Source organism: Sphingomonas sp. Leaf4, from assembly GCF_920939515.1.
Taxonomy (GTDB): domain Bacteria; phylum Pseudomonadota; class Alphaproteobacteria; order Sphingomonadales; family Sphingomonadaceae; genus Sphingomonas.
Window position 1 is genome coordinate 23,733 of sequence record NZ_CAKLBB010000010.1, and the last position, 15,432, is coordinate 39,164.

12 protein-coding genes are annotated in these 15,432 nt (G+C 65.2%); all 12 read right to left on the bottom strand.

Translation table 11 applies throughout. The features are described from left to right. Nucleotides 1-100 precede the first annotated feature (100 nt). Nucleotides 101-1,114: a P-type DNA transfer ATPase VirB11 gene (virB11, locus tag LRA89_RS15430; RefSeq protein WP_230771577.1), complete on the bottom strand. Its 1,014-nt coding sequence runs from the start codon at nucleotides 1,112-1,114 to the stop codon at nucleotides 101-103. Further along, on the bottom strand, nucleotides 1,111-2,193 hold the full coding sequence (locus LRA89_RS15435) for a TrbI/VirB10 family protein (protein ID WP_230771580.1): 1,083 nt from the start codon (nucleotides 2,191-2,193) through the stop codon (nucleotides 1,111-1,113). Before LRA89_RS15435 ends, virB11 begins: the two co-directional genes overlap by 4 nt. Continuing rightward, nucleotides 2,190-2,852: a TrbG/VirB9 family P-type conjugative transfer protein gene (locus tag LRA89_RS15440; RefSeq protein WP_230771584.1), complete on the bottom strand. Its 663-nt coding sequence runs from the start codon at nucleotides 2,850-2,852 to the stop codon at nucleotides 2,190-2,192. Before LRA89_RS15440 ends, LRA89_RS15435 begins: the two co-directional genes overlap by 4 nt. Beyond that, on the bottom strand, nucleotides 2,849-3,751 hold the full coding sequence (locus LRA89_RS15445) for a virB8 family protein (RefSeq protein ID WP_230771587.1): 903 nt from the start codon (nucleotides 3,749-3,751) through the stop codon (nucleotides 2,849-2,851). Before LRA89_RS15445 ends, LRA89_RS15440 begins: the two co-directional genes overlap by 4 nt. Beyond that, entirely contained in the window at nucleotides 3,748-4,974 is a 1,227-nt protein-coding gene (locus tag LRA89_RS15450; protein ID WP_230771591.1) for a type IV secretion system protein, read from the bottom strand. Before LRA89_RS15450 ends, LRA89_RS15445 begins: the two co-directional genes overlap by 4 nt. Next, the gene (locus LRA89_RS15455) at nucleotides 4,971-7,355 is read right to left on the bottom strand and encodes a VirB4 family type IV secretion/conjugal transfer ATPase (protein ID WP_230771593.1); all 2,385 of its coding nucleotides are present in this window, start codon (nucleotides 7,353-7,355) and stop codon (nucleotides 4,971-4,973) included. Before LRA89_RS15455 ends, LRA89_RS15450 begins: the two co-directional genes overlap by 4 nt. Beyond that, nucleotides 7,334-7,618 carry a type IV secretion system protein VirB3 gene (locus LRA89_RS15460; protein ID WP_230771595.1) on the bottom strand — a complete coding sequence of 95 codons (285 nt, stop codon included), beginning with the start codon at nucleotides 7,616-7,618 and terminating at the stop codon, nucleotides 7,334-7,336. The genes LRA89_RS15455 and LRA89_RS15460 overlap by 22 nt, the downstream gene beginning before the upstream one ends. Nucleotide 7,619: 1 nt before the next feature. Then, nucleotides 7,620-7,943 carry a TrbC/VirB2 family protein gene (locus LRA89_RS15465; RefSeq protein ID WP_329958522.1) on the bottom strand — a complete coding sequence of 108 codons (324 nt, stop codon included), beginning with the start codon at nucleotides 7,941-7,943 and terminating at the stop codon, nucleotides 7,620-7,622. 118 nt (nucleotides 7,944-8,061) lie between these two features. Further along, on the bottom strand, nucleotides 8,062-10,572 hold the full coding sequence (locus LRA89_RS15470; protein ID WP_230771597.1) for a pectinesterase family protein: 2,511 nt from the start codon (nucleotides 10,570-10,572) through the stop codon (nucleotides 8,062-8,064). A 249-nt stretch (nucleotides 10,573-10,821) separates the two neighbouring features. Next, nucleotides 10,822-11,937, bottom strand: coding sequence for a glycerophosphodiester phosphodiesterase family protein (locus tag LRA89_RS15475; protein ID WP_230771600.1), 1,116 nt, complete (start codon nucleotides 11,935-11,937; stop codon nucleotides 10,822-10,824). A 314-nt stretch (nucleotides 11,938-12,251) separates the two neighbouring features. Next, a complete protein-coding gene (locus LRA89_RS20635; protein ID WP_443024986.1) occupies nucleotides 12,252-12,680 on the bottom strand; it encodes a transposase in 429 nt (142 codons plus the stop codon). A gap of 9 nt (nucleotides 12,681-12,689) precedes the next feature. Next, nucleotides 12,690-15,266 carry a TonB-dependent receptor gene (locus LRA89_RS15485; protein ID WP_230771602.1) on the bottom strand — a complete coding sequence of 859 codons (2,577 nt, stop codon included), beginning with the start codon at nucleotides 15,264-15,266 and terminating at the stop codon, nucleotides 12,690-12,692. Nucleotides 15,267-15,432 lie beyond the last annotated feature (166 nt).

The following is a 15,432-nucleotide window of genomic DNA, read 5'->3' on the forward strand; positions in this document are numbered from 1 at the left end:
TCAGGCGGCTTCGGCCCACCGATGGTTTGCCGGCATGCAAGCGATATTCAGGTGTTCGGCCGCCTCGGCAATAATATCCGTTGATTACCGTTAATTGAATTTAAGATTCGCTTTCTCTATAGGTATGAGTATGATGCCTTCTCCAAGATACTTGCTCGATGACGCGATTATTGCCCGTTCTTTTTAACTGTATTACGATGTCCACAACGCTTTCAATGTAGCTTCGTATTTCTTCACGGCGGAGGGACTGCGCGGTTTGCAAGGTCAAGAGCGTGAGTTGTTCGATCGCGCCGGCCGGAGAGTCCGCGTGGATCGTCGTCAGCGAACCGGGATGCCCAGTATTGACGGCACGGAGGAAGGTGAACGCCTCCGGCCCCCGAAGTTCGCCGAGAATGATGCGATCCGGTCGTAACCGTAGCGAGGCGACCAGAAGGTCTTCGGTCGTCACGCTGGCTTCCGCAAGGGCGTCACGCGGGGCGACAAGGCCGATCGCGTTCGGGTGCCGCAGGGCGAGTTCGGGCGTGTCCTCGAGGAAGACGAGGCGCTCGGCCGGGTCGATCTCGCGTATCAATGCGTTGAGGATCGTCGTCTTGCCGGTGGAGGTACCGCCGGAGATGAGGATCGTGCGGCGGGCACGGACGGCGGTTTGCAGGAACGCCCGCCACTGGCCCGCATCGTACAGCGCCGCCAGCCTTGCCTCATGCGGGTTGACGACGGCGCTACCGGTCGTCGACGCGAAAATGCCCTGCTGCTCGAGATCGAGCAACGACAGGTCGTCGGCGACATATTTCCGGATGGCCAGCACCACGCCGGATCGGGTGGCCGGCGGTGCGACGACCTGGACCCGTTCGCCGCCGGGCAGGCGTGCAGCGAGCAACGGATGTTCGCGGCTGATCCCCTGGCACGTCGCGCTGCCGATCTGTTGCGCCAGACGCCACAGCCGCGCTTCGGTGAGGTCGGGAATCGCCTGCCGCTCGATCCTTCCACCCAGCGCTTCCACCCACAGCACGCCGGGTTCGTTCACATAGATGTCCGTTACATCGGGCCGGGCCAGTTGTTCGGCCAACGGCGCGAGGAACAGGTCGAGATAGGTGGGGGCAACGGCAGACGTCATGGCCGGTCGACCACCAAACCGGAAAAATCCAGATCGCGCGCTACGAAGATGTTCAGGACCGTGCCCTGTTTGACCGTGATCTTCGGCCGATAGTCGGTGGGCAACAGCCCCTGTCCGACCGAGGTGACCGGAGACGACGGTATGCCGAGGATCACCGGATTGGATCGCGATCGATAGGCGAGGTTGGCACCGAAGCTGAGTGCCGTCTGCAACACGGCACCGGTGAACCTTTGGAGGAAGAAGCTGTTGACCCGGCCCGGCACGCCGGCACCGCCCAGTCGATCGGCGGCGGGCGACGCGAGCCGGATCGTCGTTCCGTCCGGACAGATCACCCGCGACCAGGTGACGAGCACGCGGTTCTGGCCGGACCGGATATCGCCCTGATATTCGCCGATGAAGCGCGACCCGCGCGGGATGAGCGTCCGATTGCCGTCGAAGCCCCGCGTATCGTCCGATGCGATCGCCCGCACCAGTCCCGGCCGCGCGGTGTCGATGGGTGTTTCGAGCACGATCGGAATCTGCGTGCCCGCCGGGATGAGATCGGTGCGACTGGCGATGATGCTTGCCTTGAGCGGCGTGTCCTCGCCGTTCTCTGGCGGGCGGCTCGGCGAGGTCGTCGTACCCTTTGGTCCCAGGTCGTAGACGATGGCCCCGCCACGCTTCTGGTCGCGCGGCGCGGCCGGTGGCGGCGGCGGGACGTAGGCGATCTGCCGTGTCGGCATGGGGATCGACATACCCGATCGTTGCGGGGTGAACGGTGGCGGCGGGGGTGCCGCGGGCGCGGGCGGCGGCACGATCACGATCGGCTGCGGCGCGGGGGGCAGTGGATCGTCGCGCTCGACCGCGGTGTCGGGCAACCGGGGCAGCACCAGCGGGGGCGGGTCGGCGAAGGCGCTTCCCCCGTTCGATGCCGGGGCGGCGACGGCACGCCGCTGCCGCTGTCCGTTCAGCACCGCGAACAGCAGCAGGGCGGCGACCGTGACGATCAGCGCGATGGCGAAACCGGGCACCGCCGGACGAGGCCGGCGCACGATCGGGTCCGGTCCGGTGCCGGTCGCGGGCTGCGGTTCCCCGGTCATGACGGCAGCTTGCCCGGCAGGCGGACGGCGATCGCACGCCGCTTGCCACGTCGGAAGACATAGCGCCGGGCGGTGCCTTCAATGACATAGGCATTGTCGACCATCCGCCCGTTCACCAGCGCGTCCTGCCCATGTCCGTCGTCGGCGAAGATGGCGGGCAACGAATCCGTGTCCGCCCAGCGGATCGTCGTCCGCCGGCCGTTATCGCCCATCGCCACCGGAAAGAGATCCTTGTCGCCGCGCAGCCGGTAGCCGATGGTGGTGACCTCTGCCTCTGCCGCCTGCGGGTAGGAGAAGCGCAGGACATAGACGTCGGAACTGCGATCGGCGGCAAGAAGGAAGACGTAGCGGCGGCGATCGGTGACGACGACCATGTTGGTCGCCGACGCCGCGGGCAGCGGCTTGACGACGACCCGGTTGCCGAGGCGGTTTGGACCGACCTCCCAGCCCGTATCGTTGCCGACCACGACGGTCTCGACCCGTTCGTCGGGTGCGAACTCGACGACCGCCGCGAACCCGTCGGACACGCGAAGGTCGACGACACCGCTGTCGGTATAGGGCAGGGTCTGGATATGCGGATCGGGCGGTGGCGCATCCTGTGAGGAGGCGGTCGCTTGCAGCATCGCCATCACGGCGCACAGAAGGGCGGGACCGATCACGACGGTTCGTCTCCCACCGGCGACATGGACTGGAGCGGTGAACCAAGCGGAATCCGGTTCAGCGATATGCCTCGGCGCAACAGCGCGGACACGTCCGTCGCGGCCGCGCGCCTGGCGGGTTGCGTCGCTGGAACGGCAGTTTCGGTGCGAACCGGCGTCGTCGGGCGAGCGGTGTATTCCCGTTGCGGCACGGCGGTCGAGGGTCCGCTCGATGGCAGGGGCCGCGCTTCCGTCACCGGTGCCTCCGCATCGCGACGATAGCCGGCGACCTGGAAGCCGAGCGGGTTTTCGAGGCGGTCCGCGAACGACATCGGCGCGTCGGAGAAGCGGAAGCGAACGACCGATATCCACGGTTGCGCCTTCTCCGGTCGCCCGTCGCCGGTCGTGCGCGTGGTATCGAACCGGACAAGGCTGAGGCCCGGACGCAGGCGGGATACGCTTTTGACGCGCACCGAAACGATGGTTCCGGCAGGGAGCGCAACCGCCGGATTGGCCGGATTGCCTGCCGCCATCGTCGCCAGATAGGACGAGCGCGCCGGCCCCGCCGACCACAGCGCGACGCGGCGATAGTCACGCTGCACGGTCGCCCGGTCGAATCCCTCGCGGGCCATCACGAACTGCGCCAGATAGGCGTCGGTCAGCGCCGCATCGGCGGCGACGCGCTGCGGCGTGACCGGATCGAGTGCCTGGACGAACCCGGTGTTCCGGTCGACCAGCAGCGTTACCGGCTGTACCGTCTTGAGCGGGGCGAGCATCGCCAGCGCGACGGCTTCGAGCGCCATGCCGCCGACTGCGACCCCTGCGATGGTCCATGCGATCCGCCGCGACCGGGCGGCACGTTCCACGCCGTCATCGGCCCAGCTGCGCGAGCGCGCGAAATAGGATTGTCGTTCCGTCATATCGATCTGTCCCGTTGATGGGCGCTGCGCGTCCGCCGTCCGACCATGCGTTGTCCCGCCGAACCCTGCGATGTGCCCGCGACGGTCGACAGCTCACCCTCGCCATGCGGTCGGCGATCGCTGCGTTCCTCGTGTCCGCCAGCGGAGGGCAGAGCCGTGGCCATCACTGTCCGCCGGTCGCGCTGGACCGATCGGGCCAGCACCTCCGCGATTCCCTGCGCCCGGTCGGGAACGGCGGTCGGCGATGTTGCCGGAACAAGGCTGCGCTCGGGCGGCGGCGGGGAAGGGGTCGGAACCCGGTGGCGATCCGTGTCGGCGCGATCCGCCGCCGATCCGCCGCGCAGGACGCCGATCGGGGACAGGCGGATCGCACCCGCCGTCCGCGCCATCGCCCATAGCGCGGCAACCAGAATGAGAGTGAAAGCGAGGACGATCGTCGTCAGTGCCTGCGGATCGTGCATCGCCGCGTCGACCCCGATCGTCTTCGACCGGGCGATCGCATCCTCGACGAACAGCAACTGCAACGCGCCCACCGCATCGGCCGCCATCATCCCCAGCGCCAGCCCGCCCAGCGCACGGAGCCAACCCGCGAAAAGGCCGAGCGTGGCGTCGAACAGCAGGGCTAGCATCATCAACGGTCCGATCGCCAGCAGCAGTCCGGCACCGAGTTGCAGCGCGGCGGGCACGCCGATGGTCGATACCACGAACAGCGACGCGATCTGCGGTTCACCCACCGCGCCAGCGATCGGTGGCTGTGTGCCACCTGTTGCCGTACCCGGCGCCGCGGCCGGGGCAATGGCAAGCGCCGCCGCTCCGGTTCGCATATCGTCATAGGCGCGCTGCACCCGCCCGCCGATGTCAGCGATGGACAGGCCGGCCGCGGGCGTCACGATCGCGGACAGTTGTGCGGGACCGTCCAGCACGACGCGGTAGACTACCGTCTGGAACGCGGGCCAACCGGTGCCGAGCGCGATGACCAGCCCGACGCGGACGCTCCATCCCACGGAATCCCGCGCGGTCGGCACGGTACCGAACATCAGGCGATAACCGATCAGGGCGATGAAGATCGTCAGCAGGCCGCTCAACAGCGCCGCCATCATCGGCCCGCCCGCCAGCGCCTGAAAGCCGTTCTCGCCCAGCACCCGCGCCTGGCATTGCAGGAACCCCGACAGGCGGATTGCGACGCCGTCGGTGCCGTCCGGCAGGATGCAGCCGGGCCTCATGCGACTGCGGCGAGCAGGCGCGGCATCCACGCCGCCGGATCGTCGCCGACCTCGGCCCGGATGGCATCCAGCGCCCGCACCGAGCGTTCGCGTCCCGACAGGATCGTCAGCAGATCGCGGTCGCCTGACAGGTCGAGCCGGGCGACGACGCTGTGCTGGCCGTGTCGGATCAGGAACGCGCGGGCATCGTCGGGCATCGAGCGGACGAGATCGAACTCATGCTGGCTCAGCCCGAAGCCGGTCATGTAATCGCGGGCCTGCGCCTTCGGGTTGGGCATGAAGATCTGCGTCGCGGCCTGTTCGACGATCGCCGACGCGATCCTGCTGGACAGGGCATCCTCCGCGCTCTGCGTCGCGAAGCCGACGATTCCGTTGCGTTTGCGGATCGTCTTTTCCCAGTCGCGGATCCGCGCGGTGAATACCGGGTCGTCCAGCGCCTTCCAGCCTTCGTCGACGACGATGATCGATGGCGTGCCGTCGAGCCGCTCCTCGACCCGGTGGAAAAGATACAGCATCGCTGGCGTACGCACGATTGGATCGTCGAGGATGCGGGTCATGTCGAACCCTACGACCCGCTGGTCCAGGTCGGTGCGGTCTTCGGCATTGTCGAACAGCCATGCCCGCTCGCCCTCGCCCCACCACGGCGACAGGCGCGACGCCAGATCGCCGCTGCGGGGGCGGGCGTGTCCGCGCAGCAGTTGCGCGAAATGCCCGAGACGGCGATAGCCCGGCGGCGCATCCATGTTGGCCCGCACCGCATCCGCGATGCGCGCGCGATCGTCGCCGTCGAGCGGCCGGACCGGGTCGTCCAGCAGCAGCGCGAGCCAGTCCGCAATGAACCGCCGGTTCGCCGCCGTATCCTCGAGCAGCAACGGGTTCAGTCCCGATGGCTCGCCCGGCCGCAAGATGTCGTATCGTCCGCCGACCGCGCGCAGGAACAGTTCGGCCCCGCGATCCTTGTCGAAGAACACGATCCGCGGGTCGAACTTCAGGGCCTGTGCCAGCAGGAAGTTGAGCACGACGGTCTTGCCGGTGCCCGACGGACCGATCACGGTGAAATTGCCCAGATCGCCGTTGTGAAAGTTGAAGTGATAGGGGCCGGCGGCCGTCGTTTCGAGGACAGTCACCGCCGGCCCCCAGTGATTGCCGGTCGCCATCCCCTTCGGAAAATTGTGCAGGCTGGCCAGGCTGGCGAAGTTGCGCGCGCCGACCAGCGAGCGGCGCGGGATATAGCCGAAGTTCCCGGGAAACTGCGCCCAATAGGCGGGTTCGAGCGCAAGCTCCTCGCGCACCGCCACCAGCCCCAGGTCGGTCAGCGTCCCCTGAACCTCGGCCACGCCCTCGTCGATCTCGCCGGGCGTTTCGGCATGGATGGCGATCGTCAGATGATGCTCGCCGAACAGCGACCGGCCGGCGGCAAGGTCGTCGCGGGCGACCGCCAGTTCGCCGCGCAGGCTGACCGCTTCGTCATCGGCGGCGTGCATCCGACGAAGGGCGAGATTGACCCGACCAAGGGCCGCCGGACGGTCGACGAAGGCGAAGCTCTGCGACACCGTCAGTTCGAACGGCAGGCGGAGGAGATCGTCGAGCATCCCCGGCCCGGTGTGTCCGGGATAGTCCTTGATCGACAGGATTGCCTGAAAGCCGCGCGGATATTCCCCGGTAGCGCCGAGTTCGATCGTGTCCGCGCCGAACGCGATCCGGCGCGCCGGCAGATGGGCACCGACGTCGCCCTCGGGCAACCGTACCGGGCGGCCATCGCCGTTGTAGAGCATCGAGAGATATTCGAGCACCTGCGAACACGGCCCGCCCCGGCCATCGTAACAGCCGAGCGATCGCGCGCCATAGGCGCTGAGCGCGGAGAGCAGCGCATCACGCGCTGCGCCCAGCGCGCGCAGTTCGGCATTTTCCTCCGCCTGCTCCGCATCGCCCCGGCCGAACCGGCGCCCCAACCGGCCGAGCACACCGATCCCGCCAGATTCGGGACGGCGGATCAGGCAGAGATACAGGTCGTTGCCGAACAGCCGCTTGGCGGCAAGCCGGTCATGCCATTCGGCATCCAGCCCGGCACTGAAATGATCGGGAAACCGTCCGTATGGCTGCGTCGCAAGCCGCCGCCGCACGACGTGATGATAGAGTGCGAAGCGCGACGATCCGATCGCCTGCAACATCGCGTCGCGCAACGCCTTGCGATAGTTGATCTCCGCCGTATCGGCAGTTTCGAACAGAAGCCCGTCGAGGGCGATCACCTGCATCAGCCGGCCGTCGCGCAACCGGACGGTATGCTCGTCGATCTGGGCCAGATAGGGCAAGTGGTCGCCGGCCGCCTTCTCGCGGTTCCACTCCGCCGCCGCGCGGTTCACGGACGATAGGCGTTGCATCGCCACCGCCGATGATTGGGAACGCGCGGGCATCGCTGGAGCCGTACCAGCCAGATGTCGAAGAACCGCGGCTCGCGCAGGCTGACGATCGCGCCGCCGGCGTGGATCACGATCGCCGCCGCCAGTACCCATACCGATTTGAACAGCAGGAACAGTTCGGTTGTCGCGACCGCGTTGCCGATCACGAAGCCATAGGGCACGCCGAAGAGAAGCTGCGGCCGCGTCAGCGCGACGAACAGCGTATCGCGGTCGAGGCTGTCCATGTCAGAAGCCGGTGCCCGATGCGGACTGGATGCCGCCCACGATGCTGGCCGCGCCGAACAGGATGAAGCAGCCGAGGATGACGGTCGCGCCGTAGCGCCAGTTCATTCGCCCGGTCAGCATCAGGAACCCGATCGAGGCGACGGCGATGACCGCGACGACTGTGGCGACCGTACCGAGCAGCGTACCCTGTAACCAGTGGACCGCACCGACGATCGGACCCGAGCCCGACGGATCGGCATAGGCATCCTGCGCCCGGGCCGCCGTTCCCCAGGTCGTGGCGAGCAGCATCGCGGATGCACGATACCGGATGGCCTTGATCTTCATGATGGACCTTTCTGGAAGGTTGTGCCGCGCAGTCCGATTGCGCGGCACGGATGGTTCCATTGTTGCGATGGGACGAAGGGAGAGGGTCGCCACGACGACGACCCTCGCGAACGCGACGCTAGTTGGCCTTCGTACGGAACGAGGTGATGACCGTGGGACTCCATGCCCCGTTGAAGAGGCGGAGCGACAGCCAGTAGGTCTTGTTCGGGGTCAGGTTGGCGAACGACCAGGTCTTGGTCGTGAAACCGCTGCTGGTGCCGCCGATCGCCTTGCCCTGATAGGCGTCGAGTTCGCTCGCGTAGAGCGCGGTATAGGCCCCGGCGTGCGGTACGTTGCCGCCGAAGACCGGTTGCGCACCCTCGCTCGCCACGGCGAAGCTGAGCGCCGCGCCGGTGGCGGTCGGCGTGATCTGGATGTTCGTCGGGACGCTCGGGTCATGCGCGGTCGGCGTGATCCGGACCGGGTCCGATGCCGGGCTGGTCCCGGTGGCGTTGACCTCGCTCACCTGCACCGTCACCGGTTCGTCGTTCAGCGCCACCTCGACATGGCCGGAATAGGCATAGGCGGGCAGCTGGATCGGCCCATAATTCCGGCCATGCTGGCGCGCGGTGATGACATAGCCCTGCGTCGGCGGATTCGCGGGTTGCGCCGCCCAGGTCACCTGGACGTTGCCGTTGCCCGCGACCGTCGCGGTGACCCGCGGTGCCTTCGGCACGCCGGCGGCCGGCACCGGGACCTGCACCTGCTGATTGTTGATCGGTGTATTGTCGGTCACGCGGGTCGGCTGCCATCCGTCGGTCCCCGACAGATAGATGTCGGGCGCCAGCGCGGCCGCCTCGGCGGCGGTCAGCGACACGTTGCTTCTCGGCGACGTATTCTCGCGTTGCGTGAGGTCGAACGGCGTCGAACCCTGACCGTTCATGTCGGCATAGCGCGTGTTGTATTCACGATAGGTCGAGGTCGGCAGGTTGTTCGTCGGCGTCACGCCCGGCATCGGCGGGATGAACTCGATCCAGCCATCGTCGGTTACCTGCGGCCCCATCGTCGAATTGAGGAAATAGACGGTGGAATGCGCGCCCCACGGCCGGCCGAGCCAGACGTTCGACATATAGGGGCTGTCGAACAGCAGCTTCGAATGGTTGAACACGAACCCGCTGTCCTCGGCGGCGGTCTCGCGCTTTTGTGCTGTGATCGTGGCTTCGCCGATCAGGCTGTCGTGCACCTTGGTCTTGAGCGTGCAGCCGTCGAACACGGCTTTGCCATTGCCGAAGATATAGTCGATGTTGCCTTCGACGTAGCAGTTGCTGAAATAGGCCCGCCCGAGATTGCCGAGATAGAGCGTATCCTGCCCGCCAAGCACCCGAACGGCGCGATAGACGGCCCGATCGCCCTTGGAATACAGCGCCACCGCCTGCGCGTTGGCACCATAGTTCGGCGCTTCATCGTCCGCCGTATTCTGGATCGTCAGGTTGCTCAGATACACATCGTCGCCCTCGACCGCGACGGTGTAGCTGCCCGACGTCCCGTACGGCTGTCCGGTGGCTGGATCGATCTTGGTCGCGGAGCGGTTGCCGGTGATGACGACGTCGGATGCGTCGTCTCCGGTTCCGATCAGCCGGACGTTCGACCGGGTAATGTTCAGCGTTTCGGTGTAGACGCCCGGCGGAATGCGGATCGTGCCGCCGCTCGCCGGCAGCGCCGCGACGGCGGCACTGATCGTCGTGAAGCTGGCGCCGTTGCCGTCATTGGCGCTGAGGATCACGCCCTTTGGATTGACGTTCGTATCAAGCCCGGTGCGGGCGACGGTTGCGACACTCGATGGCGGATTCCCTGGACTGCCGGTGCCGCACGGCGTTCGGATCGATCCCGAGATATATTTGCCGCTGTTGCACGGCAGCATATCCACATCGAGGAAATAGCTGCCCTTCAGCGAATTCTGATAGGCCACGACTTCGCGTGTCGACAGTGGCGAGGAGAAGATGGTCGCGCCTTCGAAACCCGGCAATGCCTGTATCCGCTCCAGCGTCGGCGAGGTCTGGCCGGGAACGTTCACCGCGCCGATCATCCACGGCCCGACGGAACCAAACACCACCGGGGCGGGGCGCGCAGAAGGACTTCCCGCTTCATAGGCCGCGTGGGGGAAACCGCTGTCGAGCGACGCCTGATTCCACTGATAGGCGGTGAACGCCAGGAAATAGGTATAGGGCGCAAACTGGTCGATCCGGACCTTACCGTCGGGCGTGAAGGTGTAGTAGACCCATTCCGTACCCGAGAAACTGCCGGTCGGACCGAGCAGGCCCATGTCCCATGGCTTCTGCCAATATGACGTGGTCGCGCGCCCGCTCTGCAACAGGCTTTTGGCGAACGACCATTTCTGCCCGCTCGCGCTGGGCTGTGCCCCCAGCACGAAGGAGGAATAGGCATCGTTGTCGCTAGTGCTCAGCAGTGATAGCGATGCACCGCCACGGGGCACGACATTGTCGCCGGTCTTTTGCGTCAGCATCACGGTGAACCCCTGCGTCGGATCGATCCGCGCAATTTCCGGCGTGATGATCGCCGCCGTGGCGGGCAGGTTGAAGCTGTTCTTGTTCATGTAGAAATCGAACGCGATCCGGGTATCCTCCGGCATCTCGTAATCCACGTTGTTCGCGGAATCATGGATGTAAAGTTTGGGGTAGTCCCCGAAAATCGGAACGACCTTGGGCGTCAACGTCTGCACGATCTTTGCGGAGGCGTCGCGAAGGCACCCCGCCTGATCGCTGCAACCTTGGGCATGGGACTGGCCAATCGTAAAAGCGGTAAGTATCGTGCATTGCAGCGCAACGGCTTTCAAGAGCTTCATCGCAGAACTCCAGTGAAGATGAGAACGGGGCGCGGGCTACTGCTTGAGCGCGTCGGTGTTCCGACGGCCCAGTTCACGCAGCATCTCGCCGACGACATCGACCCAGTCGGTCGTGATGAGGTTGCTGCGGTTGATGATCGCCATCTCTGGGTCGCCGCGATAATCCGGAATTATCCCGCCGGTCGCGCCCGACCGGGGATCCGTGTCGTGCGCCACGCAGCATCCGCCGGCACTCGTCGCCACGCCTTCGGGATAGAAATTGCTTTCGTGGTAGGTCGCGAAACCCTTGTTCTGATCGCTGTAGTTGAAATATTTCTCCAGACCATCGCCCTTGTAGAACTGGTTCATCTCGAACTGGATCGGGAACGGCGCAGCATTCCACTGGGTGTAGTTGACGTCCTGGTGCGGATCGTAGTTCGCATCCCTGACGTTTTGATCCTCCGGATTTTCGACGAGGATCAAGCCACCGTTGACGTTCGGATCATAGGTGGTCTGGTTCAGGAACGTCCCGAGATCGCCGGCGTCCTTGGCCTTGATCTTCAGAACGACGGCCTTGCTGAGCAGCGGGTTGTTCTTCGACGCGATGATATCGAGGCATTTTTGCAGGATGTCGAGCGACGCGCTGCCGGGCGTTTTCTTGACGTCGACGATCATCACATAGCCATGGCCGTCGGTAGTGAGATAGGGGACCAACAGATCGAGCGCCTGCGAAAAGGTCAGGAACTTCGCGGCCCGTCCCTGCGAATCCTTGAACTCGCGACCATGGCGATCGCGCAGGTTCGCCTGCGCGATCTGCGCGAAGGTCAGTTCGTTGACCGCACCGCTACCGGTAGATTCACGGTCGATGTTGAAATCGTGCGAGACGATAATCTGTTTGTCCGACGTGAAACGGGCATCGACTTCCACCGTCTCATATTCACGGTTCCATGCTTCCTGCAGCGCATAGGCCGAATTCTCGGGATATACTTCCCAATATCCCCGGTGCGCTGACAGCAGGACAAGATCGGACGTTCTGCTCGGTGCCTCAAACATCTTTTCGGTTATCTTGCTCACCAGATACGGCGAAGGGACGACCGGCAATACCGGATCAGCCAATGCGGTTCCGGAAGCAAAAATTGTTAGTAATGCCGAGGCAGAAATAAGCATACGCATGTAATTTCTCCCAAACTAGAAATCGTTCTCTAAGAACCTGATCTATGATGGGATAGCTGGACATTATATCTTGCAGATTTGTTTCGTTAGGCAGTTATATATTTCTCGTTAAACTGGGATATAATCCCAAACCTAATCAAAACCCGATCAAATTATTGAAAGAATGGAGGATTGATCTTAGCAATTCTTGTATGTGCGGCCGGGTCGGCAGCGCACATTCCATTCCCGGCGCAATGCGTATGGACCGCATTACGTCTGAAAGGGCGAAGCGCCGCCTGCCGGCAAAGTCGTTCCGGCAACGGAAACGCGCTGTATTAGCGTCGGGGGAACGCGGGCGATGGCTGTCGATCGGCCAGCGCCGTGCGCGAGATGACGTTCGTTTCGATGAGGATGGCGGTCACTCGCGGCCAGAACCGGCGCCCGGACCATCGGACGAAGCGATTATAGACGGTGGTCGGCGGGCCGTATCCGGCGGGACAGTCGGACCACCTGCAATCCGAACGCAGGACATGGGCGATGCCTGACAGGATCCGCCGGTCGTCGACGCGCCGCGCCCCGGGTTGGCGGTGTGGCAGATGCGGATCCATTTTCGCCCAGACGTCGTCCGGCAACCAGAACGGCAGGCCGTGGGATGTCTCCGCCGGGACGACCGGGCCCGGCGGCTTCGCACCGGCCCGGTCCGTCGGCGGATGGGACTGCTCGCCATGCCGGCGGGCGGTCTCCGGGACCGGTTGTGGTTTCATGCGTCGCGATCACATCTTGAACGTCGCGCCCATCCAGTACGATCGTCCCTGGGTCGTCGCGGTCGTCGTCGCGTCGGCCGACAGGCCGGTCTGTTCGATCCAGTAGCGATTGGTCAGGTTGCGCGCCTCGGCGAACAGGGTGAGACGCGGGAGTGGGCGGAGGGTCGCCTGCGCATCGACCCGGTCGTACCGGTCGATCCAGATGTCCTGCGCGGGCGTCGCGCCGAAGCTGCCGGTGAAGGTCCGTCCGCGCAGTCGCCATGCGGCGTTCAGCCCGACCGGTCCGTCATTGTAGCTCAGGATCAGGTTGGCGAGCCATTTGGGCTGGTTGCGCAGGCCATCGACCCGCCGCTTCGATCCGTCGGTGAACACGACGTTCCATTCGCCGTCGAGCAGCGTGTAGTTACCGTTGAACCCGAAATTGGCGAGCGGTCCGGGCAGGCCGTCGAACCGGTCCTTGACGATGCTCGCCTCCAGTCCGTGCAGTTGCGCGCTGCCGCTGTTGAGCGGGATCGTCTCGATCTGCGTCAGCACGCCGTTCGCGTCGAAACTGTTGCGCACCTGGCGGAAGGTTTCGTTGGACAGGTCCTTTCGGAACATGCCCAGCGACACATACCCGCCCCGGAAATACCATTCGACGCTGCCGTCGTAATTGCGCGCCGCGCGCGGATTTATTCCGGGATTGGCACCGCTGATGACGCGCACCCCGGCGGCGTTGAACGTCGTGGTCACCCCGTTCGCGAAATCGGCGAAGTCGGGACGGGCGAGCGTTTCGGTATAGGCGAGGCGCAGCTTGAAATTGGACACCGGATCGATCGTTACCTGCACATTGGGCAGGAAGGCGTCATAGCTGCGACGGCGCACCTGCGTCGCGACGACCCCGGTCGTGGTCCCGCCCGTCCGGTTGTCGACATCGGTCTGCTCGAACCGCAGCCCGGCGAGCGCGCGGAAGCCGGGCCGGCTCCACACCGCCGACACATGCCCGGCCAGCACGTCCTCGACCAGCGCATAGTCGGTCGTCCGGGCCTCGTCGCGGGTGAAGGTGCCGTTGGCGGTGATGAAGTCGATATAGCCGCGCCGGTTCAGGAACACCGGGTCGGTGCCGTTGGGGATTTGCTCGCCGGCCGCCGGGTCGAGCACGTCGGACAGGCGATAAACCCGTCCGCCGGGCAGCGTGTAGTTTAGCGTCGTCTGGTCGAAATCGCGGTCCAGTCGGCGCCATGCCACGCCGCTGACGAGGCCCGCGCCGCGTGCGCCGGGCTGCGCGTTCCAGTTAAGTTCGGCACTGGAGTTATAGACGTTGTCGCGGTGCGGAATCTGCTGGTCGAACGCTGGCCTGCCGGTCCGCTGGACCCAGTTCGCCGGGTTCGCGACGGTGGCGAGCGACGTGGTCGACAGCGCGACGCCCGGCACCTCGGGTTCGAGCGTATAGGCGCCGCTCAGGCCGGACACCTGGAACCGCTCCGAACGGAACAGCTCCTCGTCGTGATTGTAGCGGGTATAGGCACCGCGCAGCGCCAGCGATGCGTCGCTGGCGATCCGATAGTCGAGCCCGCTGCCGATGAGGATCGTCTCGCGGTTCAGGCGATAGCGCTCGAAATAGGTCTCGCCCACGCCATTGGTGAAACTGCCCCCTTGCGGCGTCGCGCCAGTCACCCGCGTTCCGGTGATGAAGGTGCCGCCGCGGTTGAACGACTGGGCAAGCCGGTCGTTGAAATAGCTCGCCGACAGGAAGGCGTAATAGTCGTTCTCGGCGCGGGTCTCGATCTTGCCGAACAGCGCGGTCCGCTGCTGGCGGCTCGGGAAGCGACCGTGGAAGATGTCGCCGTTCGGCACGTCGATGCCGCCGATCTGGCTATAGGCGGTGACTTCGTTGTAGCGATCGAAGAACCGGTGCTGCTGATATTCGCCGCCGAGCACGATGCCCCATTGCCGGCCGGGGCCGAAGGTGAACTTGGTCACCCCGTCGGCGCGGAACGACGGACCGTCCGCCGCCGGAAAACCGTCCTGCTCGTACAGGCCATAGGCGGCGCGCAGCTTGGTATAGGCCTGCGTGCCTCCGTCGAACGCGCGCAGCGTGCGCAGTTCGATATGCGCGCCGATCGAATTGGCGTCCTGACCCGGCAGCACCGTCTTGAAGACATTGACCTGATTGACGACCGCGGCCGGGAACACGTCGAGCTGCGTGCCCCGGTTGTTGCGCGACGAGTTCCAGACGAGATTGCCATCCACCTCCATCGAATTGTAGCGCGCGTCGAACCCGCGCACGGTCACAGTGCGGGCGTTGGACGACGAAAAACCGCGATCGGCACTGACGCCGGGCAGACGTTCGAGCACCTCGGCGAGCGAACGGTCGGGCAGGCGCTCGATCTGGGCCTGGGTCAGCGTGTCGACGACCTGATCGGCAGCCTGCTTGATCGCGCCCGGCGTCTTGTTGATCGACCGATAGCCGGTGACGATGATCGTCTCGCCTGCGTTCGTGTTGCCGTCCGCCGCCGTCTGCCCCCATGCCATCGGTGCCGCGCAGAGCGCCGCGACCAGCACCTGTACCGCCACGCCTCCGCGCAGCCGTCCGTTCGTTCCCATGTCCCTGGCCCCTTTGTTGGAAGTCGACGGTTCGCCGCCGTTGCCGTGTCGATAGGAGGGGATTGCTACACTTAAATTGCATAACGGAAATTAGTTGTGGTTTCCCTCCATTGATTTAGGTGAGGGCAGCATGAGGACGTTGAAGCTGTCGTCCAGTGAACGACGC

Bases quoted from the DNA above. Each gene is read 5' to 3' on its own strand.
- LRA89_RS15445 (WP_230771587.1), bottom strand. From the start codon at position 3,751: ATGACGGAACGACAATCCTATTTCGCGCGCTCGCGCAGCTGGGCCGAT.
- LRA89_RS15485 (WP_230771602.1), bottom strand. From the start codon at position 15,266: ATGGGAACGAACGGACGGCTGCGCGGAGGCGTGGCGGTACAGGTGCTG.
- LRA89_RS15450 (WP_230771591.1), bottom strand. From the start codon at position 4,974: ATGAGGCCCGGCTGCATCCTGCCGGACGGCACCGACGGCGTCGCAATC.
- LRA89_RS15455 (WP_230771593.1), bottom strand. From the start codon at position 7,355: ATGCAACGCCTATCGTCCGTGAACCGCGCGGCGGCGGAGTGGAACCGC.
- LRA89_RS15470 (WP_230771597.1), bottom strand. From the start codon at position 10,572: ATGCCGGAGGATACCCGGATCGCGTTCGATTTCTACATGAACAAGAAC.
- LRA89_RS15475 (WP_230771600.1), bottom strand. From the start codon at position 11,937: ATGCGTATGCTTATTTCTGCCTCGGCATTACTAACAATTTTTGCTTCC.
- LRA89_RS15465 (WP_329958522.1), bottom strand. From the start codon at position 7,943: ATGAAGATCAAGGCCATCCGGTATCGTGCATCCGCGATGCTGCTCGCC.
- LRA89_RS20635 (WP_443024986.1), bottom strand. From the start codon at position 12,680: ATGAAACCACAACCGGTCCCGGAGACCGCCCGCCGGCATGGCGAGCAG.
- LRA89_RS15460 (WP_230771595.1), bottom strand. From the start codon at position 7,618: ATGGACAGCCTCGACCGCGATACGCTGTTCGTCGCGCTGACGCGGCCG.
- virB11 (WP_230771577.1), bottom strand. From the start codon at position 1,114: ATGACGTCTGCCGTTGCCCCCACCTATCTCGACCTGTTCCTCGCGCCG.
- LRA89_RS15435 (WP_230771580.1), bottom strand. From the start codon at position 2,193: ATGACCGGGGAACCGCAGCCCGCGACCGGCACCGGACCGGACCCGATC.